Source organism: Peribacillus sp. NPDC096540 (assembly GCF_050278525.1).
Taxonomy (GTDB): Bacteria; Bacillota; Bacilli; order Bacillales; family DSM-1321; genus Peribacillus.
In genome coordinates, this window is sequence record NZ_JBNNTG010000008.1 from 1 (window position 1) to 16,775 (window position 16,775).

The window sequence follows — 16,775 nt, forward strand, 5'->3', positions numbered from 1 at the left end:
ACGAACCAAATGGTTCGCTGGCACCAGTTGATCCAAAGTAATCATTTCAAGTTGATCTCGCTGAATAGAATTATGTTTCGAAAGCATCGTCATCATCTAAGTTTTAATACTCCTATTTTAAAACAAAAAGGACTGTAGGCAAAAGCGGTTCTATCTAATTGTTAAAACAAAGTTGATTGGAACGGAAGGTGCGAGACTCCTGCGGGAAAAGCGCGTCCAAGGGAGACCCCACAGGCGCAAAGGTGCCGAGGAGGCTCCCGGACCGCCCGCGGAAAGCGAGTGGAAATCAACGTTCGAATTTTTAAAACCCTCAAAAAAACTGTAGACAAACTCGATTTTCATCGAGTTTGTCTACAGTCTGAGAGGATTTATTATCCTCTTTTTTAGCTTTTTTACAGCCTTATAGACAGCTCCAATATTAAGCGATCATACCTGTTAGTTTAAAAAGTCCACTCATAATGCAATTTAGTACTTTTAGTTATCAATGTCCCAAAAACGTTCCCTTCCCATTAAGCGATATCATGTCCCATAGAGCTTGTTAAAATGCTAAACCATTGTTCTCGTTGCATGCTTAGGTTTAGTGAAGCTATAGCGCTATCAAGTCGTTCTTTCTTACCTGATCCAACAATTGGTATGATTTTTGCAGGATGATTCAAAAGCCATGCATACATAACTTCATCTATTCCGTTTGCACCGATTTCTTCTTTTACAATCTGTAACGTTTGTCTTAAGCGGACAGCTTTTTCATTCGATTCTTCAAAGATACTTCCTCCTGCAAGAGGTGACCATGCCATTGGAGCCACACCCATTTCTTGACATAAGTTAATAGTACCGTCTTCAAAGTTTTCGAGATTGTATGCAGAAAGTTCGAGTTGATTCGTCACAAGAGGATATTCAAGATAAGATTGAAGCATATCCCATTGCGCTTTTTTGAAGTTCGAAACTCCAAAGTAACGTACTTTTCCAGATTCTTTTAACTGATTAAAAGCCTCAGCCGTTTCCATTGGATCCATTAGTGGATCCGGACGATGAATAAGTAACAAATCAATATAATCCGTTTTAAGGTTCATAAGAGACTGTTCAACTGACTTTAGAATGTGAGATTTACTAGTGTTGTAATGGTGAGTTATATGAGAAGGACGGTTATCTGATGGTACGACTATGCCACATTTCGTAACGATCTCCATTTTTTCGCGTAAAGAAGGCTTTAATGAAAGAGCGTTCCCAAATATTTCTTCACACGTGTAGCTACCATATATATCTGCGTGATCATATGTAGTTACACCTCGTTCCATTCCATGTTCAATCAGAGATAGGATTTTCTCGTTGGAAAAATTCCAATCTGCTAATCTCCACATACCGTGAACAATACGTGAAAGACTAAGGTCTTCCGTTAGTTTGACTCTTTGCATGTTTTTTCTCTCCTTTTATATAGCCTGATTGGCATGGCTAATTAGTACGCTTGCTGGGATACTGATTAATTCTTCTTTTAAAATATTGGACCTCTTCCTTAAAGGTCAATATTCTTACCAAAAGTTTCGGATATCTTTTTCTTTTCTACACCAACCCATATCATTAAAAAATTTCTCTATTAAGAGTGATAAAATAATAAGTATAATTTAGTACACTAAGAATTTCACTAAGCATTACCCTTTTTTATATCCTTGTTCTCTATATTTTACCAAAAATTATTTTAAGTAGAAATCTTCACATTCTCAATAGAGTAAAGTCTATTGAGATATAATCAAATCACCTTAATTTAGACTCAAAATATCTCATAAGAATTGTCCCAAATACATATGTTATAAATCTACCTTTTACTGATGCCACCATTGAATGTACTATACATAAATGTTCAAAAATAAAATTAACTCCCAGCATACTACAAGCTAGGAGTTAAAAATTTTATTCTTTATTAATAAGCCTTATCATGTGAATATTCAAGTGAGATACCTCTTTTTAAGGCTGATTGTTCAATCAATCTAATTTCATGATACATGGCATTTGATAAGATTCCTTTTTCTATGTTCTTATTTATTTCATAAAAGAATCCGGCCAATAAATCTAAAGGTAGTCTATCGTAAAGAGAACTTTTTTCTTCCTCCATAAAGCACCTCCTAATTCAACTATACAAAAAATCAGCATTAATTGAAAGCGTTTTCTTTTCGATCGAAGACAACTACGGTTTTAGACAGGAAACTAAAATGAAAGAATAATCTACCTATTTTCCATCATACATAATTAAAATATGAAGAAGGAGACGCGTTATGTTTAAAAGCTTGGTAAAATGGAACGTGATATGCAATAATAAACGGTAATTCCCCTTATTCAAAAGAACGTCCATGCCTAACTTGTAACGAATGAAGCCCTTGTAACTAACCTCCCCCATTAACTACATAAGTAAAAGACTGCCGAAGCAACTCCCTTATTGAAGTAAAGCACCAATTAGTTGAAGACTTTCGCTTCTGAAGTGTAAACGAGTTTGTTAAACATTTAGTATAATTCGTTTTTCGGGTAAAAAAGTTGTTGATATTATCGACTGTCCAAATCAAAAATAATTTCTTTGTTCAATAAATTCTCTACTCATGACAACATAACTCAAATTATTGTTCTTCCACTATAAAAGGTTCTATTTCCTTTTTTTTATGGGAAGATAACACAATGTTTGTTGAAGGTGTGCCATATTGCATTGACGCATCGATAAATTGTTCTAAACTCTCGACAGAATGTGTTGCTAATTTGACTATATAGCTAATTTCGCCTGCTACTCGATAACACTCAAGTACATCCGGATGGTTATGACAAAAGTTCGCTAATGCTTTACAATCCTTCGACTCAAACAATATAATAGCGCACATTGGGCGATTCATTTTTTTCAATGCGACATGTGCATGATAACCTTCAATAATTTGCTGCTCTTCTAGCTTTCTAACACGCTCTGTAACTGCTGGAGAAGATAAATGAACTACTTCTGCTAATTCCTTCATAGAAATTTTCGCATTTAATTGCAATTCCCTCACTATTTTTTTATCTACTTGATCCATATTTCCCCTCACCTTTTTTTATAAAATAGAATAACCTAAATTCTTTATTATTTAAATAAAAACAAACAAATATCCTTTTTGAACTTATGTAATATACCCCTATAGTCTCATACAATGAATACATTGGAGGAGATTTAGATGAAAAAAATATTATTGTTATTAGCTGATGGCTTTGAAGCTGTGGAGGCTAGCGTATTTACAGATGTGCTTGGTTGGAATAAATGGGAAGGGGACGGTTCGACTGAGGTTGTGACAGTTGGTCTTCGGGATAAGTTAAATTGCACATGGAATTTCACCGTCGTACCCGAAAAAACTGTTGATAACATTCAATTAGATGAATTCGATGCACTGGCTATTCCTGGAGGATTTGAAGAGGCCGGCTTTTATGAAGACGCATTCAGTGAGTCATTTTTAAACATTATCCGGCATTTTCACGAAAAACAGAAACCTATTGCTAGTATTTGTGTTGCATCGTTAGCACTAGGTAAAAGTGGCATTCTCATAGATAGAAAAGCTACAACTTACGATCATCCAACGAGTAAAAGAAAAGAGCAGTTAAAGAATTTCTGCCAAAACGTACAAAATGAGAGAATTGTTCAAGACAAAAATATTATCACATCTTCAAATCCAGGTACTGCTTTTGATGTAGCCTTTCTATTGCTTGAAATGCTGACATCTAAAGAAAATGCACATCATGTTAAAGACCTCATGGGATTTGCCTATACAAAAGTACAATAAAGAAATGCAAAGTAGAAAGAGATGAAATAATAAAAGAGCATACTTTGATCAAATCGTTTTTCAAAACATGCTCTTTCTTTCTGCTCATTTATGAAGGTTTATTACGATTATCAAACATTTTTATAAAGCTACAATTATCTCTAAGTGCTTGTTACCGACGAATCAAAGTGAAATTAAAAGGCATGAGCCCAGTAGATTACCGGGTTCATGCCCTCATGGCTGCCTAATTAAATAAAGTGTCTAACTTTTTGGGTTCACTTCAAAGACGGTCTATTTTTCTTCAACTAAAGCTACCCGTTTGTTTAAGTACAATTATTCACATTCTTGTTTGTGCTTTCCAATCTGCCCACTGTAACTATAGACAAATTACCAGTATAAAATATGTCAGGAGGGATTTTATATGGATTATGGACATAGCGATTTTTATCGTCAACATCCCAGTATTCATCCAATTTTAGATCAAATTTTGGAGAGATGGACTGGGGAACCAAAAAATACAGTTTATTTGTTAATCAATAAATATGGTTTACCTAATGAAGCAAGTTCAAAAAGAATCATCTGGTATAACAATGGTCCTTGGAAGCGTACGATTGTTCATCTTGATACAGTACCTCATAACACTCCGACTCCCCATCTTGATTATTTGGAACAAACCATTGATTATAAAGTTCCTGTTCAATTTTTTGATGAATTAGCACAGTTTGATGGTAGTTTATATCCAGACCGAACGGCTGGTGAAGCTACAGCTAAATGCGATCAAGAAGCGGCGAATTTTATGGCTTTAAACTTGATGAACGAAATTGTTACTGGCAAGCGAACCGTAGAAGATGCACGGCGTGCTGCGGTTGAAATTGAAAAAGCTTTTCGATTAAAAGGTCAATCGTCACCCTACACTACAGGATTCCTATTCCCAAAACAATCTCATACTGCTGATCCCGATGTCACCGCTTTTTAAGGCAAACTAAAACGGCAGGTTAGTTCCATTATTGGAAGTGTACTGTCTTCCTATAATTGTTTTACTTTAACTAACCTGCCCAGTAGTTTAATCAGAAATAACCCAATAATCTTTACCAGGGTTAAAATAATTAACCTCTATTATTATATGTTGGAAAATAGTCTTTTGAATTTTGCATCGAATGAGTAGTTATATAACTATTTGGATATTTGAAGTTACGCAAATAATTGATTTGTTTAACGATTCGAGAAAAAAATTGATGACTTTTCTTAGTACTATAAAAGATTAATCCATATTGGCGGAAAAATCAGTGAAGCATCCTGCTTTAGGTGAATTACCTCTTGATCAATGGATTGAACAGATATATTTGAATGAACAGCGACACATAGAACAAATACAAGAGATAAAATTACTTTTAGTGAGCTTTAAAATAAAACTTGATTAAATTAACACTTTTAACCTTGATATAAAAGCAAATATGAAGAGTCTGTTTTGAAAAAAAGATTGGTCAAAACACGCTCTTGTCATATCTATTCAGATTATTCTTTTTATAAAAGATTAATTTTTTTTCAATATTGTTCTTTTGGCTTTTTTTATAATTCTACTAGTTGACTTTATATCAGTATCCTTTGTCCATTCTTCACACAGGTCGATTACCCAATCTGGTTTGGTTTTACTAGCATCATTTAGCCAGTTTCCAACTGAATCTTGGACATATTTAGATGGATCTGATTTAAGTAAATTAAGAATAGGAAATGCTTTATCAGGTTCTTGTTTTAATATTTCAATATGCTTAGTCCATACGCCACGAGGACGAATAGATTCTACAGAGAACCTGCGAATATTCTCATTTTCACTTTTTGCCCAGTCTACTAACAATTCCAAACTTTTTTCTATATCTTGTGAAAGGTCTCCTCTAATAGACATCCAAGCAATTTCTCGAACACCAAAATGATGATCTGCTGCAAAAGGTCGGATATACGACAATTTATCTTCTAATGAATCATTAGGGTTTTTATTCATAAATGCCGCCCAACATCGCACGCTATCAGAAACATGATTGGAGCATTTATTGATTAAATCTTTCTTTTTTCTTTCACTTTCTTTGAGTATAACTTTATCCAATAAAGCTCCTGTCATTCGAATGGCTTTCATTCCAGTTTTTGCGTTCTGCTTTTCCAATTCAGCTACTACAAATTCTAAACTACCTTCAAGTCCTATTGACGGGAAGACATTTTTAATTAATACAATATGGTTTATAACTAGCCATTCTGTTAGATTAACACTCTCTAATTTCCCTTGATTTAGTAATTGTAATACCTCATTAGGAATTTCACTTGCTTTCTTGGCTCCCTTTCTGTTTAAGATGGCTTCTTTCACTACCATATAGTTCCCTCCTCGCATTTACACAAAATTATTGACGGTACCAATTTATATCTAAATTTAATCAAATAATGGTCAAGGTTTTTTGTTGCCACACCATTAAATCATTGTATTTAGCTACTCGGATGTGATAATTATTAACATTTTAATTTGATAAATCCCCTTAACCTGTTCTTTACCATCTGAGGTTTACGCCATTTAATGGTCTTTTGTTCGAGTTCTCTTAGCAAATAAAATAGTCAATATAACAAATAAACTAATAATAAAAACAAGTCTTAAAAAGTCAAATACCTCTAACTCTCCCATATCCAAATTTTAACACATAAAATAAATTTATATTAAACTAACCTGTCAATTTCAGGTACTTAATCTCACCATTGGCGAAAAAATGGTATATTAAAGATTGTTACATCAATGGTTTAAAACAAGGAGTGAAGAGATATCCATAAAAGATGGGTCATATCAACAATTGCAGGATTAATACTTATTTTAGTAAGTGTATTAACCTTCTATTATTTCAACAGCGAAAATAAACCAAAAAAACAGAAAAATGCTGAAGTTAAGGAAGTCAATATTCCTGAGGTACAGGAATATGGTGGGAGCCATCTCGATAAAGTTGGCGATAAGGTCCATCAAAAAAATTGGGGAACTTTCACTTTACTAGAGACAAAGTCAATAAATGAGTCATTTGAATTAGCGCCTATGGTCATCACAATCAAGGATATCCGCAGGATTCAATTATCCTCCCTCGAAGAAGTGGCAAAAGAAGAGCTCAAGTCCTATACGGGATTAAGTTTTGAGGAAGCTTATTCGATATACTATAAAGAGAATTTAAGCATGGAGGAAATCGATCAACGGGCTGCGTGGTCTAAAACAGATGTTGGCGACGAGGTTTCTTATCTTGAAATAACTTATTCTGTGAAAAATAAAGACTCGAAGGAGCTCCAATTTTTCAGCATGGAAGATGTTACATTTAATAATGAACTTACATATAATGTGCCGTCTAAAAATTTCATCCACTCCGGGGATACTTTTATTGGGACAAAGAAAGTCAGTCGATCAGATTACCAACCAGGGGAAACTAGAAAAGGAATAATTAGCTTATTAATTGATTCAGAAGAAAACATTGATGAGCTCACTTCCTTTTCCTTTACAACAGATGATATAGCAGATGGTGTTTCTCATGAATTATTAGTTGAGGGGACTTCGTTTACTATTTCTCTAAAAGGAAAATAGATAAGTAGTTATTAAAAAACGATAGAAAACCCTAAATAAGGGCAACCTTTATAAGGTTCCCAATATTTAGGGTTCTTTCTTGACTTTTATATGAATAGTTTAAGCTCTGAATCACTTATTCTTGAATTTTTAAACAAGTACGCTTAGCTTTCCCCTTTTTTTATTGTAGCTGGCTTCTCGGTTTCTTCTTCCAATAATATCCGCCGCAATATTTTCCCTACTGTAGATTTTGGCAATTGTTTCCTGAACTCAAATCTCTTCGGCACCTTATATCTTGCCAAGCGTTTATAGCAGAAATCCCTGATTTCCTGCTCCGTTACACGCATCCCTTTCTTTAGGACAATGGCCGCTTTGACTGTTTCCCCTCGATATGTATCTGGTACTCCAAAAACACATGTTTCCTCTACGCTCGGGTGCTGATAGATTATATCTTCCACTTCAATAGGGTAAATATTATATCCGCTAGCAATAATCATATCCTTCTTCCTGCCTACAATATAGAAATATCCTTCTTCATCCATCGTCGCGATGTCCCCAGTATATAACCAACCGTCTCGCAAAGCCGTTGCAGTCTCCACTGGATTTTTCCAGTAACCCTTCGTCACCTGCGGTCCTTTAATGATCAGTTCACCTGCCTTGCCTGTTGGCAATTCATGTGTTCCTGTTTCGATATCCACAATTTTAGCATCGGTATTAGGGTACGGGATTCCAATACTTCCTGGCTTTCTTTGACCTATTACAGGATTCCGATGAGTGGTAGGTGAAGTTTCCGACATTCCGAACCCTTCAGATATCGAAATACCCAATTTTTTTTCAAATTGATTAATGACCTCTATCGGGAGGGCGGCTGAACCGCAGCTACAATATTTAAAGCAACTTAAATCGTCAGCAGTCAATTCCGGATGATTTAGTAGGGCGATATACATAGTCGGAACGCCTGGGAAAATGGTGGGCCGGTGTTTCCGAATTAAATCTACCACCTTGTTAATTTCAAACTTATCTAAAGTGATATAAGTCGATCCAGCATAAACAGAACTATTCAAACGTCCATTACCGAACACATGAAATAATGGTGTCAATCCAAGCATACGCTCACCTGGTCTTTGGAGTTGAAGGGCATTTGCCGTAAATGTAAAATCTTGATAGACATTGGAGATTAAGTTAAAATGTGTAAGCATGACCCCTTTAGAATTCCCTGTTGTTCCTCCAGAATATTGAAGAACCGCTATATCTTCTTTCGGTTTAATATCCAATGCAGGAAGGTCTTTATTTTCTGCCACACTCAAAGAATAAAGGCCGTTTTCCAATAAATTACTAGCTAAAATAATCGTAAACTTGTCAGTCAAACCGGTTTGCTCTAACTTTTTCTTTTGTTCATCCTTCCCAATAAACCATGTGGCTTCGGAGTCCCGTAAAATATAGTCTAATTCATTTGGCTGATACAAGGGATTTACTTGAACAACCACACCACCCAAACGATGAATAGCATAATAGGCAATAATATATTCTAGACAATTTGGCAGCATGAGTGCTATGCGATTGTTCTTCTGAAACCCCCTATTATATAAGTCCGCAGCGAAACGATCTGATGCATTCTTCAATTCCAAATAAGTTAGTTCCTTCTCACCATCTATAACTGCTTTATTAGTTGGATATTGTTGAGCCGAATGTTCTAATAAATCGTATAATGACAATAATGGAATCTCAATTTCTAAAGGAGTCTCTTTCGGATAAAATTCATGCCAAGTTCTATTCAATTTCCTCAGTCCCTTATACTATTTCTCCAAATAAAAGCGCAACACACCAAATCCTTTAAAAACATCTACTTTCTTTGACTCTTCTCTATTAAACCTTTATTAGTGATTCTTGACTATCACTTTAACCTGAATATCATTAACAACCGGTTATGACATTTTCATTTATCACGAATTAGTTTAAATACTCCAGTACCTTTTGCAATAATATTGCCTTTGGAATCCTTAATTTCTCCCTCTGTAAAGGCAATTTTGTATCCTTGTTGAAGGACTTTTGCTTCCGCAAATAATTCTCCTGATGACATACTAGATAGATAATGAACGGTTAGGCTTGTCGTCACTACCTTAGATTTAGTCACAGAACGAGTCACCATTCCAAGAATAGTATCCAACATGGTAGCGTGAATACCTCCGTGTAGTGTTCCATTAACATTGAGTAAATGGTCTTCGATATTTAGCTTTAAAAGAACATTCCCTTCTTCAAATCGAACGATTTCAAACCCTATATGTGAAAAGAATGAACTACTTTCGAATAGGTTGCGAATATCCTCCACTTTAACAGACAAAATGTCACTTCTCCTCTCTAGTTCCCTTGTTATTACATCCATCTACCTTATGTACCGAAGGAGCAGAAACATAATGAGTTTCTACTCCTTTAAATGACATTCTTTAAATCGTTTCGATCATAATGGCCATTCCTTGACCGCCGCCAACACAAAGGGTAGCAATTCCATATCTTTCTTCCCTGCGAATCATTTCATGTATTAATGTTGTCACAATACGGGCACCCGTTGATCCAACTGGATGTCCGAGTGCTATTGCGCCTCCATTAACATTGACCTTGTTTTCATCAAGGCCTAAATCCTGAATTACTGCCAATGCCTGTGAGGCAAACGCTTCATTTAATTCGAAAAGGCCAATTTCTTCTACTTTTTTCCCGGTACGTTCCAATAGTTTCCCAACGGCTGGCACCGGACCGATTCCCATCACTTCAGGAGAAACCCCCGCAGTCGCCCAATCTACAACCTTTGCAATTGGTTTTAATTGTAACCGTGCAGCCTCACTAGCCTTCATTAATACCAATGCAGAAGCTCCGTCATTTCGACCGCATGCATTTCCAGCGGTAACCGTTCCATTTTCTTTGAATGCCGGCTTTAAGTTTGCAAGCTTTTCCCTAGTGGTGTCAGGGCGAGGGTATTCATCTTTTTCAATTGTAACCGTACTCTTCCTATCAATAACCCGGACAGGAACTATCTCATCCTTAAACTTTCCTTCTTCTATTGCTTTAGCCGCTCTTCGTTGGCTTCCAACCGAAAAAGCATCTTGTTCTTCCCTAGAGATATTGTATCGCTTTGCGACATTTTCAGCTGTGATCCCCATTCCTAAGTTTTCTCCGTAAATTTCTTGTGGTTGTTGTCCAGCTTCAGTATTTGAATCTACAAGTTTAGTCCGGTCACCACCAAAACGGGCACTTCTTAAATAAATAGGTGAACGGCTCATATTTTCCGTACCTCCTGCAACGACTATATTAGCTTGACCAGAGCTTATTTGCTGAGCAGCTGAAGTGATGGCCTGCATTCCTGATGCACATAATCGATTCACTGTAAAAGCGGGTGCAGAATCAGGAATTCCTGAACGTAGTGCTGCCACTCTCGCGACATTGGACGATTCGGTCGTTTGTCTAACCTCTCCCATGATAACTTCATCGACCTGTTCGGCCTCTATATTAGCCCGTTTGATCGCTTCTTTGATGGCAATACTCGCCAAATGACCCGAACTAATTTCTTTAAACGCACCTCCGTATCGTCCAATTGGTGTACGGACCGCGCTCACGATTACAATCTCTTCTCCCATTTCGTTCTCCCCCTTGAAATTTTCATTGCAAATGTACAGGTTTTTCCACCACTATGCTTTATCCGTATTTCTCGCTGGCTTCAGTAGTTTTACCTTTTTACCAGATCCCTTAACTCCTTACTTTTTAATTCTTATGTCCATGGTTTAAGAGACAAAAGACGTTTAACACACTTCCAAGACATTCCTAGCAATTATTAATCGTTGAATTTCATTTGTTCCTTCATAAATCTTAGTAATGCGGGCATCCCGATAAAAACGCTCAACTGGATATTCCGTCATATACCCCATACCCCCGTGAATTTGAACAGCCTTATCCGCCACTCGATTAAAAACATCAGAAGCAAACAGTTTTGCCATTGATGCTTCCTTAATCACCTTTTTCCCTTCATCAATCTTTTGCGCTGCCATCATTGTTAAAGTTCTTGCCGCTTCTGTTTCCGTTGCCATGTCTGCAAGCATCCATTGGATTGCCTGGTTGTCCGCAATTGGTTTGCCGAATTGAATACGCTCTTTCGCATATTTGGCAGATAATTCAATTAATTTGCCGCATGATCCAACCGCTCTTGCTGCTAGCCCGACACGCCCTTCTCCTAAGATTTTTAGTGCTGACATATACCCCATTCCAACTTCACCAATTACGTTTTCTTCTGGAATGATACAATCTTCGAAAATAACTTGGGATGTATACGATCCTCTTAATCCCATTTTCTTGTCCTTTTTACCGACAGTTAAGCCGGGAAAATCTCTTTCTAATAAAAATGCAGTAATTCCGCCTTTTGCCCCTTTCTCTTTATCGGTTAAGGCAAATACCGTATAGACATCAGCAATCGGCCCGTTAGTGATGAAGTGCTTCGTTCCATTCATAACCCAATAATCACCTTTTTTCTCTGCGCTTGTTGCCAAATTTGTTGCATCCGATCCTGCACCGGGCTCGGATAGAGCAAAGGCAGCAATTTTGTTACCAGCTGCCATTTCAGGCAAATATTTATTTTTCAAATGTTCGGATGCAAGCTTAACAAGACCTGTGCTTCCAATCCCGGTGTGAGCACTAATTAAAGAAACAAATCCATTATGTGTTCTTCCTAACTGCTCTAAAACGGTAGCCTTTTCTACCGCATTCAAGCCAATTCCACCGTATTGTTCAGGAATGCTTATCCCGAATAAACCAAGTTCTTTGGATTTTTCAACTAAATGCTGCGGGATGGCATCTTCTTCTTCAATTTGTTGAGCATAAGGCTCTACTTCTTTTTCAACAAAATTACGTATCATATTCTTCATTTGCAGCATTTCTTTATTTAAAGTAATCGTCATAATTCATACTCCTCCTTAAGTCTGTTCACTTATTTTTTTTAGCTAACTAATAAGATTACGATCGAAATAGTCCATTTTTTTACGCATTTTTCCTAGAGAGTGATAAGCAAAAAATCAGCACTCTCGTTCAATAATCGTAGCAATTCCCTGCCCACCCCCAATGCAAGCTGTAATAAGAGCATATCTACCGCCAGATCGCTTCAATTCATAGGCTGCTTTCGTAATAAGAATTGCACCTGTAGCACCAAGTGGATGTCCGTGTGCGATGGCCCCGCCATTCACATTCACTTTTGCAGGATTCATATCAAGCTCCCTGTTACAAGCAATCACTTGAGCTGCAAAGGCCTCATTAATTTCAATAATGTCCATATCATTTAAGGAAAGTCCTGACTTTTCCATTACCTTTCTTATAGCGGGAACAGGTCCGATTCCCATAATGTTTGGATCTACACCTGCAACAGCATGTGCTCTAATTGTTGCTAACGGATTATTCCCAAGTTCATCTGCTTTCTCCCTCGACATAATAACCAGGGCAGATGCGGCATCATTTAACCCTGAACTATTGCCAGCGGTCACGGATCCACCTTCTAAAAACGCTGGAGATAATTTTGCTAGCCCTTCTTTAGTTATTTGCGGGCGTGGATGTTCATCAAATTTGAATTCGATAGGCTCTCCTTTTCTAACTGGAATGCTCACTGGAACAATTTGCTCATTAAAACGCCCCTCTTCCATTGCTCTAGCCATCTTTTTCTGGCTTTGGAAAGCGAATTCATCTTGTTCTTCCCTGGTGACCTCATATTTTTCAGCTAAGTTTTCAGCAGTTATTCCCATTGGCGGATCACCGATTTCTTTTGAAGACAACTGTGATTTTCTGAACTTCGGGGGCATTGAACTGTATGTTTTCTCTGGACGATCCATCAAGTAAGGCGCCCGGCTCATACTTTCAACTCCACCTGCGATATAAACTTCTCCATCACCAGCCCAGATTGCCTGTGCAGCTAGATTGACAGCATTAATTCCTGAACCGCACTGACGGTCAACTGTCAGGCCCGGCAGCTTGATAGAAAGGCCTGTTTGAAGCGCGGTTAACCTGGCGATGTTTCCACCGCCGCTTAAAACATTCCCAAAAATAACATCATCGACCATTTCAGAATTTACATTTGCTCGTTTTAAAGCTTCTTTTATCACTTCAGCACCAAATACGTGGGCGGGAACTGACGCTAGTTCGCCTCCTTGTTTCCCAATTGCTGTTCGTACTGCTGAAACAATGACCGCATCTCTATTCATTTCTACATCCGCTCCTTTTTCATTGTAATTCATCCCTTTTCATATCAAGGCTTTCAAGAAAGATAAACTATCAAATATTCCCAATGGTATCATTTATTTAATCAGCTATTTAGAGCAAACTTATGAGGATTTAAGATTATAGTCTTTCTGTTCATCTTTATTCCCTTTTGATTTAGACGGTTTTACAAATATGGCAAATAGTATGCCAAAAGCCAAAACAAGAATAGCCATGAACAAAATCGATAAGTTATAGCCCATTACTTTATTTCCTCCAGCTAAACTTATGATATAGCCGGTTAAAAGTGGAGCAATAATCCCTGCTAAGTTACCTGATGAAGTTAAAATACTTGTCATCAATCCACCGCGTTCACGCATCTCATTGATCATAATCGTTGGACCTATTGGTAATATGGCATATGTAAGGCCCTTTGCTAAACACATCGCAAGAATCACCCAAATTGGATTTTGAAAAACCATGATTGATGAAAAAAATATTGCACCTAAGACCATTGCTCCAGCGACAATGAATACTCTTGATGACCGCCAATTTTGATTTTTCTTAAATAAATAATCAGACAGCATAGAAACACCCATATAAATACAAACGGAAACGACTCCGATTATTGCCACACTTGATCCCATCTGACCGGGAGTCATCTTAACGGCTTCCACTAAATAAATCGGCAGCCAAACTGAAAACCAAACAACAAGGATATAGGTTGAAAAGTAAGCAAGGGTAGTAAATAAAGCAGTAGGTGACCCTAGAAGCACCAGAAAATCTTTCACTTTAATTTTCTCTAGTTTTTCTTTCTTTTTCTTCTCTACTTTTTCATATACTTCAACAGGATTTTCCTTTGTTAAAAATTGAAATAGGAAGAACCAAACAAGACTTGCTGCACCAAGAGCAGCAAAGGCAACCTTCCATCCGAAAATGGTTATTAATGAAACGAGGATTGGCGCAACAATCATCGCTCCAACAGTTCCGCCGCCAACCACTACCGAATTAGCAAATCCTTTTAGTTTCGGTGGAAACCACTTATCCGCGTGACTGTAAGCAACTGGGCTATAAGGTCCTTCAAATGCACCTAGTAAAACTCTGTAGAGAATCAGCAAGGGCAAAGCAGTAATGGCCAAAACCCCGAATTGCAAAACAGTCCAAGTCAGCATGATGAATCCAAGTACTTTTTTTGCCCCAAGTCGATCCGCCCACGCTGCCCCGAAAATACCTGTTACCGGATAGCCAATAATAACTACTTCCGACAAGTCCCCACTCAGCATAAGAAAGATCAAATTCTTTCATGATAGGTACAGCTGCAAGTCCAATGATTGATTTATCAGCAAAGTTAATAACGGCCCCAAAGAATAATAGAATGAGAACAACCCAACGCATTTGAATTCCTCTTTTCTTTTTTTGTGTTCACACACTTCGAATTTAATCTAATAAATGATTACTTAATTAATACAACTATAAGCACTTCTTTCTTCATCTGTTCCGCCAGTGAAAAATGCCGTCTTGTCTCTATCTATTTGAATGAAAATCTTATAAAATGACTTTGTTTTCGTTCTGATGATCTTTCATGCATTCTTCCTTAATCACTTTTCTCCTCCTTTTCAAGTTCTTCTTTTATAAGCAATCTTTTTAAAAGTTTACCTACTGTATTCCGCGGCAGTTCTTTTCTAATTTCAAATTCTTTTGGCACCTTGTAGGGGGTCAACTGTGAATAGCAATATCCTTCTATTTCATCAAGATCAATGGAGGCGTTTTCTTTCGGTACAATAAATGCTTTTACTACTTCACCTATTTCTTTATGCGGTATGCCTACTACAGCAGCCTCTTTAATTGTCGGATGTTCATATAGAACTCCTTCCACCTCTTGGGGATAAATATTAAACCCTCCAACTATCATCATTTCTTTTTTTCTCCCGACAATGTAGAAATAACCTTCTTCATCCATCACAGCGAGATCACCCGTGTATAGCCAATCATTTTGTAATGCCTTTTTTGTTTCAGATTCATTATTCCAGTAACCTTTCATAATTTGTGGGCCTTTTATAAGTAATTCTCCTACACCTGTGTTTGGTACTTCATTATTATCATCATCAATAATCATACAGTCTGTGCCTGGAAAGGGAATGCCAATGCTTCCTATTTTTCTTTTCCCAAAGGGTGGATTACGGTGAGTGGATGGCGAAGCTTCTGATAAACCAAAGCCTTCACCAATTTTGGCACCGGTCAGCACCTCAAATCGCTTCATTACCTCAACTGGAAGTGGAGCTGATCCGCAAGAACAATTTCTTATACAATCCAGTCCATAGTTTTCGATTTCTGGGTGATTGACAAAAGCGTTATACATCTTTGGAACTCCTGGAAAAAAAGTTGGACGATACTTTTTAATGTTATTAAGTACATTTTGGAGCTCGAATTTAGGAAATAATAGAATAGAGGCTCCAATATAGATACCTAAATTCATTGCACTTGTCATTGCGTAAACATGATATAGAGGTGTTGATGCCAAGACGATTTCTTCCCCTGGTATCATTGAATCCCCGTACATTTCAGAGCTCTGTACTACGTTGGATGTCAAGTTATAATGAGTAAGCATAACCCCCTTCATCTTCCCTGTAGTACCACCGGTGTATTGAATAACAGAAGTATCTTCATAGGGATTTATACATTCAGGCTTTTTAATTGCTTCTCCAAATTCAATCATTGAACGAAGAGAATGAGAGTCATTATGTTCGTCATCTGTATTAATGCAAGCTACAAAGTCATATATCCCTTTCGTTTCTTCAACAGTATTCGCAGCAGTTTGATCAAACACAATATATTTAGCATTTGAGTCTAATAAAATTTGCAATAGTTCTCTAGGTTTATACAATGGATTCAGCTGTACAACAATAAGACCAAGAGCCTGCGCAGCGTAATAACTGACAATAAAAAATGGATGATTGGCCATCATCAGACCAATTCGTTCTCCTTTCACGAAACCTAATTCTTTCCATTTACCTGCAAGTTTGTCCACCTGCCATTTCAGATTTTTATAGTCTATTAAATTGTCTTCAAAAATAATAGCTGTATGATCAGGAAACTTTTTTGCTGTTATATCAAGTAGTTTATAGACGGATATTTCCGGTAGCTTTAATGACTTCATTCTTTCTCCATACCATTGCTCCCATGGGTGATTTACTGTTTTACGCACCATTTATCCCTCC

At 37.1% G+C, this 16,775-nt stretch carries 14 protein-coding genes and 1 pseudogene; 4 read left to right on the forward strand and 11 right to left on the reverse strand.

The window, feature by feature from the left end; translation table 11 throughout:
• Positions 1 to 509 precede the first annotated feature (509 nt).
• From ACQKMR_RS09510 to ACQKMR_RS09520, 3 genes are all read right to left on the reverse strand, one after another.
• Complete coding sequence (locus tag ACQKMR_RS09510; RefSeq protein WP_427697083.1) at positions 510 to 1,412, reverse strand: aldo/keto reductase; 903 nt, start codon at positions 1,410 to 1,412, stop codon at positions 510 to 512.
• Positions 1,413 to 1,915: 503 nt separating this feature from the next.
• Complete coding sequence (locus tag ACQKMR_RS09515) at positions 1,916 to 2,107, reverse strand: hypothetical protein (RefSeq protein ID WP_056523459.1); 192 nt, start codon at positions 2,105 to 2,107, stop codon at positions 1,916 to 1,918.
• Positions 2,108 to 2,603: 496 nt separating this feature from the next.
• The gene (locus ACQKMR_RS09520; protein ID WP_427697084.1) at positions 2,604 to 3,044 is read right to left on the reverse strand and encodes an Lrp/AsnC family transcriptional regulator; all 441 of its coding nucleotides are present in this window, start codon (positions 3,042 to 3,044) and stop codon (positions 2,604 to 2,606) included.
• 138 nt (positions 3,045 to 3,182) lie between these two features.
• On the opposite strand from ACQKMR_RS09520, the gene ACQKMR_RS09525 reads away from it, so the two are divergent.
• The 3 genes and pseudogenes from ACQKMR_RS09525 to ACQKMR_RS09535 all read left to right on the forward strand — a co-directional run.
• Positions 3,183 to 3,782, forward strand: coding sequence for a DJ-1/PfpI family protein (locus ACQKMR_RS09525; protein ID WP_427697085.1), 600 nt, complete (start codon positions 3,183 to 3,185; stop codon positions 3,780 to 3,782).
• 400 nt (positions 3,783 to 4,182) lie between these two features.
• Positions 4,183 to 4,737 carry a hypothetical protein gene (locus ACQKMR_RS09530; RefSeq protein ID WP_427697086.1) on the forward strand — a complete coding sequence of 185 codons (555 nt, stop codon included), beginning with the start codon at positions 4,183 to 4,185 and terminating at the stop codon, positions 4,735 to 4,737.
• Positions 4,738 to 4,945: 208 nt separating this feature from the next.
• Positions 4,946 to 5,182 (forward strand): annotated as a pseudogene (locus tag ACQKMR_RS09535) (DinB family protein); the annotation flags it as partial.
• Between the two features lie 113 nt (positions 5,183 to 5,295).
• Here ACQKMR_RS09535 and ACQKMR_RS09540 read toward each other — a convergent pair.
• Entirely contained in the window at positions 5,296 to 6,123 is an 828-nt protein-coding gene (locus tag ACQKMR_RS09540) for a DNA alkylation repair protein (RefSeq protein WP_427697087.1), read from the reverse strand.
• A gap of 699 nt (positions 6,124 to 6,822) precedes the next feature.
• Here ACQKMR_RS09540 and ACQKMR_RS09545 point away from each other — a divergent pair.
• A complete protein-coding gene (locus tag ACQKMR_RS09545) occupies positions 6,823 to 7,356 on the forward strand; it encodes a hypothetical protein (RefSeq protein ID WP_427697088.1) in 534 nt (177 codons plus the stop codon).
• Positions 7,357 to 7,499: 143 nt separating this feature from the next.
• Here ACQKMR_RS09545 and ACQKMR_RS09550 read toward each other — a convergent pair whose 3' ends face one another.
• From ACQKMR_RS09550 to ACQKMR_RS09580, 7 genes are all read right to left on the reverse strand, one after another.
• Positions 7,500 to 9,113, reverse strand: a complete 1,614-nt coding sequence (locus ACQKMR_RS09550) for a long-chain-fatty-acid--CoA ligase (protein WP_427697089.1) — start codon at positions 9,111 to 9,113, stop codon at positions 7,500 to 7,502.
• Positions 9,114 to 9,271: 158 nt separating this feature from the next.
• Positions 9,272 to 9,676, reverse strand: a complete 405-nt coding sequence (locus ACQKMR_RS09555) for a PaaI family thioesterase (RefSeq protein WP_427697090.1) — start codon at positions 9,674 to 9,676, stop codon at positions 9,272 to 9,274.
• A 103-nt stretch (positions 9,677 to 9,779) separates the two neighbouring features.
• Positions 9,780 to 10,964 (reverse strand): thiolase family protein, encoded by a 1,185-nt coding sequence (locus ACQKMR_RS09560; protein ID WP_427697091.1) that lies wholly within the window; start codon positions 10,962 to 10,964, stop codon positions 9,780 to 9,782.
• Between the two features lie 162 nt (positions 10,965 to 11,126).
• Entirely contained in the window at positions 11,127 to 12,275 is a 1,149-nt protein-coding gene (locus tag ACQKMR_RS09565; RefSeq protein WP_427697092.1) for an acyl-CoA dehydrogenase family protein, read from the reverse strand.
• Positions 12,276 to 12,389: 114 nt separating this feature from the next.
• Complete coding sequence (locus ACQKMR_RS09570; protein ID WP_427697093.1) at positions 12,390 to 13,562, reverse strand: thiolase family protein; 1,173 nt, start codon at positions 13,560 to 13,562, stop codon at positions 12,390 to 12,392.
• Positions 13,563 to 13,682: 120 nt separating this feature from the next.
• Positions 13,683 to 14,825, reverse strand: coding sequence for an MFS transporter (locus ACQKMR_RS09575; RefSeq protein WP_427697094.1), 1,143 nt, complete (start codon positions 14,823 to 14,825; stop codon positions 13,683 to 13,685).
• Positions 14,826 to 15,151: 326 nt separating this feature from the next.
• Positions 15,152 to 16,762, reverse strand: coding sequence for a long-chain-fatty-acid--CoA ligase (locus tag ACQKMR_RS09580; protein ID WP_427697095.1), 1,611 nt, complete (start codon positions 16,760 to 16,762; stop codon positions 15,152 to 15,154).
• Positions 16,763 to 16,775 lie beyond the last annotated feature (13 nt).

Excerpts from the sequence above, each read along its gene's own strand:
- ACQKMR_RS09540 (WP_427697087.1), bottom strand. The coding sequence starts at position 6,123 with ATGGTAGTGAAAGAAGCCATCTTAAACAGAAAGGGAGCCAAGAAAGCA.
- ACQKMR_RS09565 (WP_427697092.1), bottom strand. The coding sequence starts at position 12,275 with ATGACGATTACTTTAAATAAAGAAATGCTGCAAATGAAGAATATGATA.
- ACQKMR_RS09515 (WP_056523459.1), bottom strand. The coding sequence starts at position 2,107 with ATGGAGGAAGAAAAAAGTTCTCTTTACGATAGACTACCTTTAGATTTA.
- ACQKMR_RS09545 (WP_427697088.1), top strand. The coding sequence starts at position 6,823 with ATGGTCATCACAATCAAGGATATCCGCAGGATTCAATTATCCTCCCTC.
- ACQKMR_RS09560 (WP_427697091.1), bottom strand. The coding sequence starts at position 10,964 with ATGGGAGAAGAGATTGTAATCGTGAGCGCGGTCCGTACACCAATTGGA.
- ACQKMR_RS09510 (WP_427697083.1), bottom strand. The coding sequence starts at position 1,412 with ATGCAAAGAGTCAAACTAACGGAAGACCTTAGTCTTTCACGTATTGTT.
- ACQKMR_RS09570 (WP_427697093.1), bottom strand. The coding sequence starts at position 13,562 with ATGAATAGAGATGCGGTCATTGTTTCAGCAGTACGAACAGCAATTGGG.
- ACQKMR_RS09530 (WP_427697086.1), top strand. The coding sequence starts at position 4,183 with ATGGATTATGGACATAGCGATTTTTATCGTCAACATCCCAGTATTCAT.
- ACQKMR_RS09525 (WP_427697085.1), top strand. The coding sequence starts at position 3,183 with ATGAAAAAAATATTATTGTTATTAGCTGATGGCTTTGAAGCTGTGGAG.
- ACQKMR_RS09520 (WP_427697084.1), bottom strand. The coding sequence starts at position 3,044 with ATGGATCAAGTAGATAAAAAAATAGTGAGGGAATTGCAATTAAATGCG.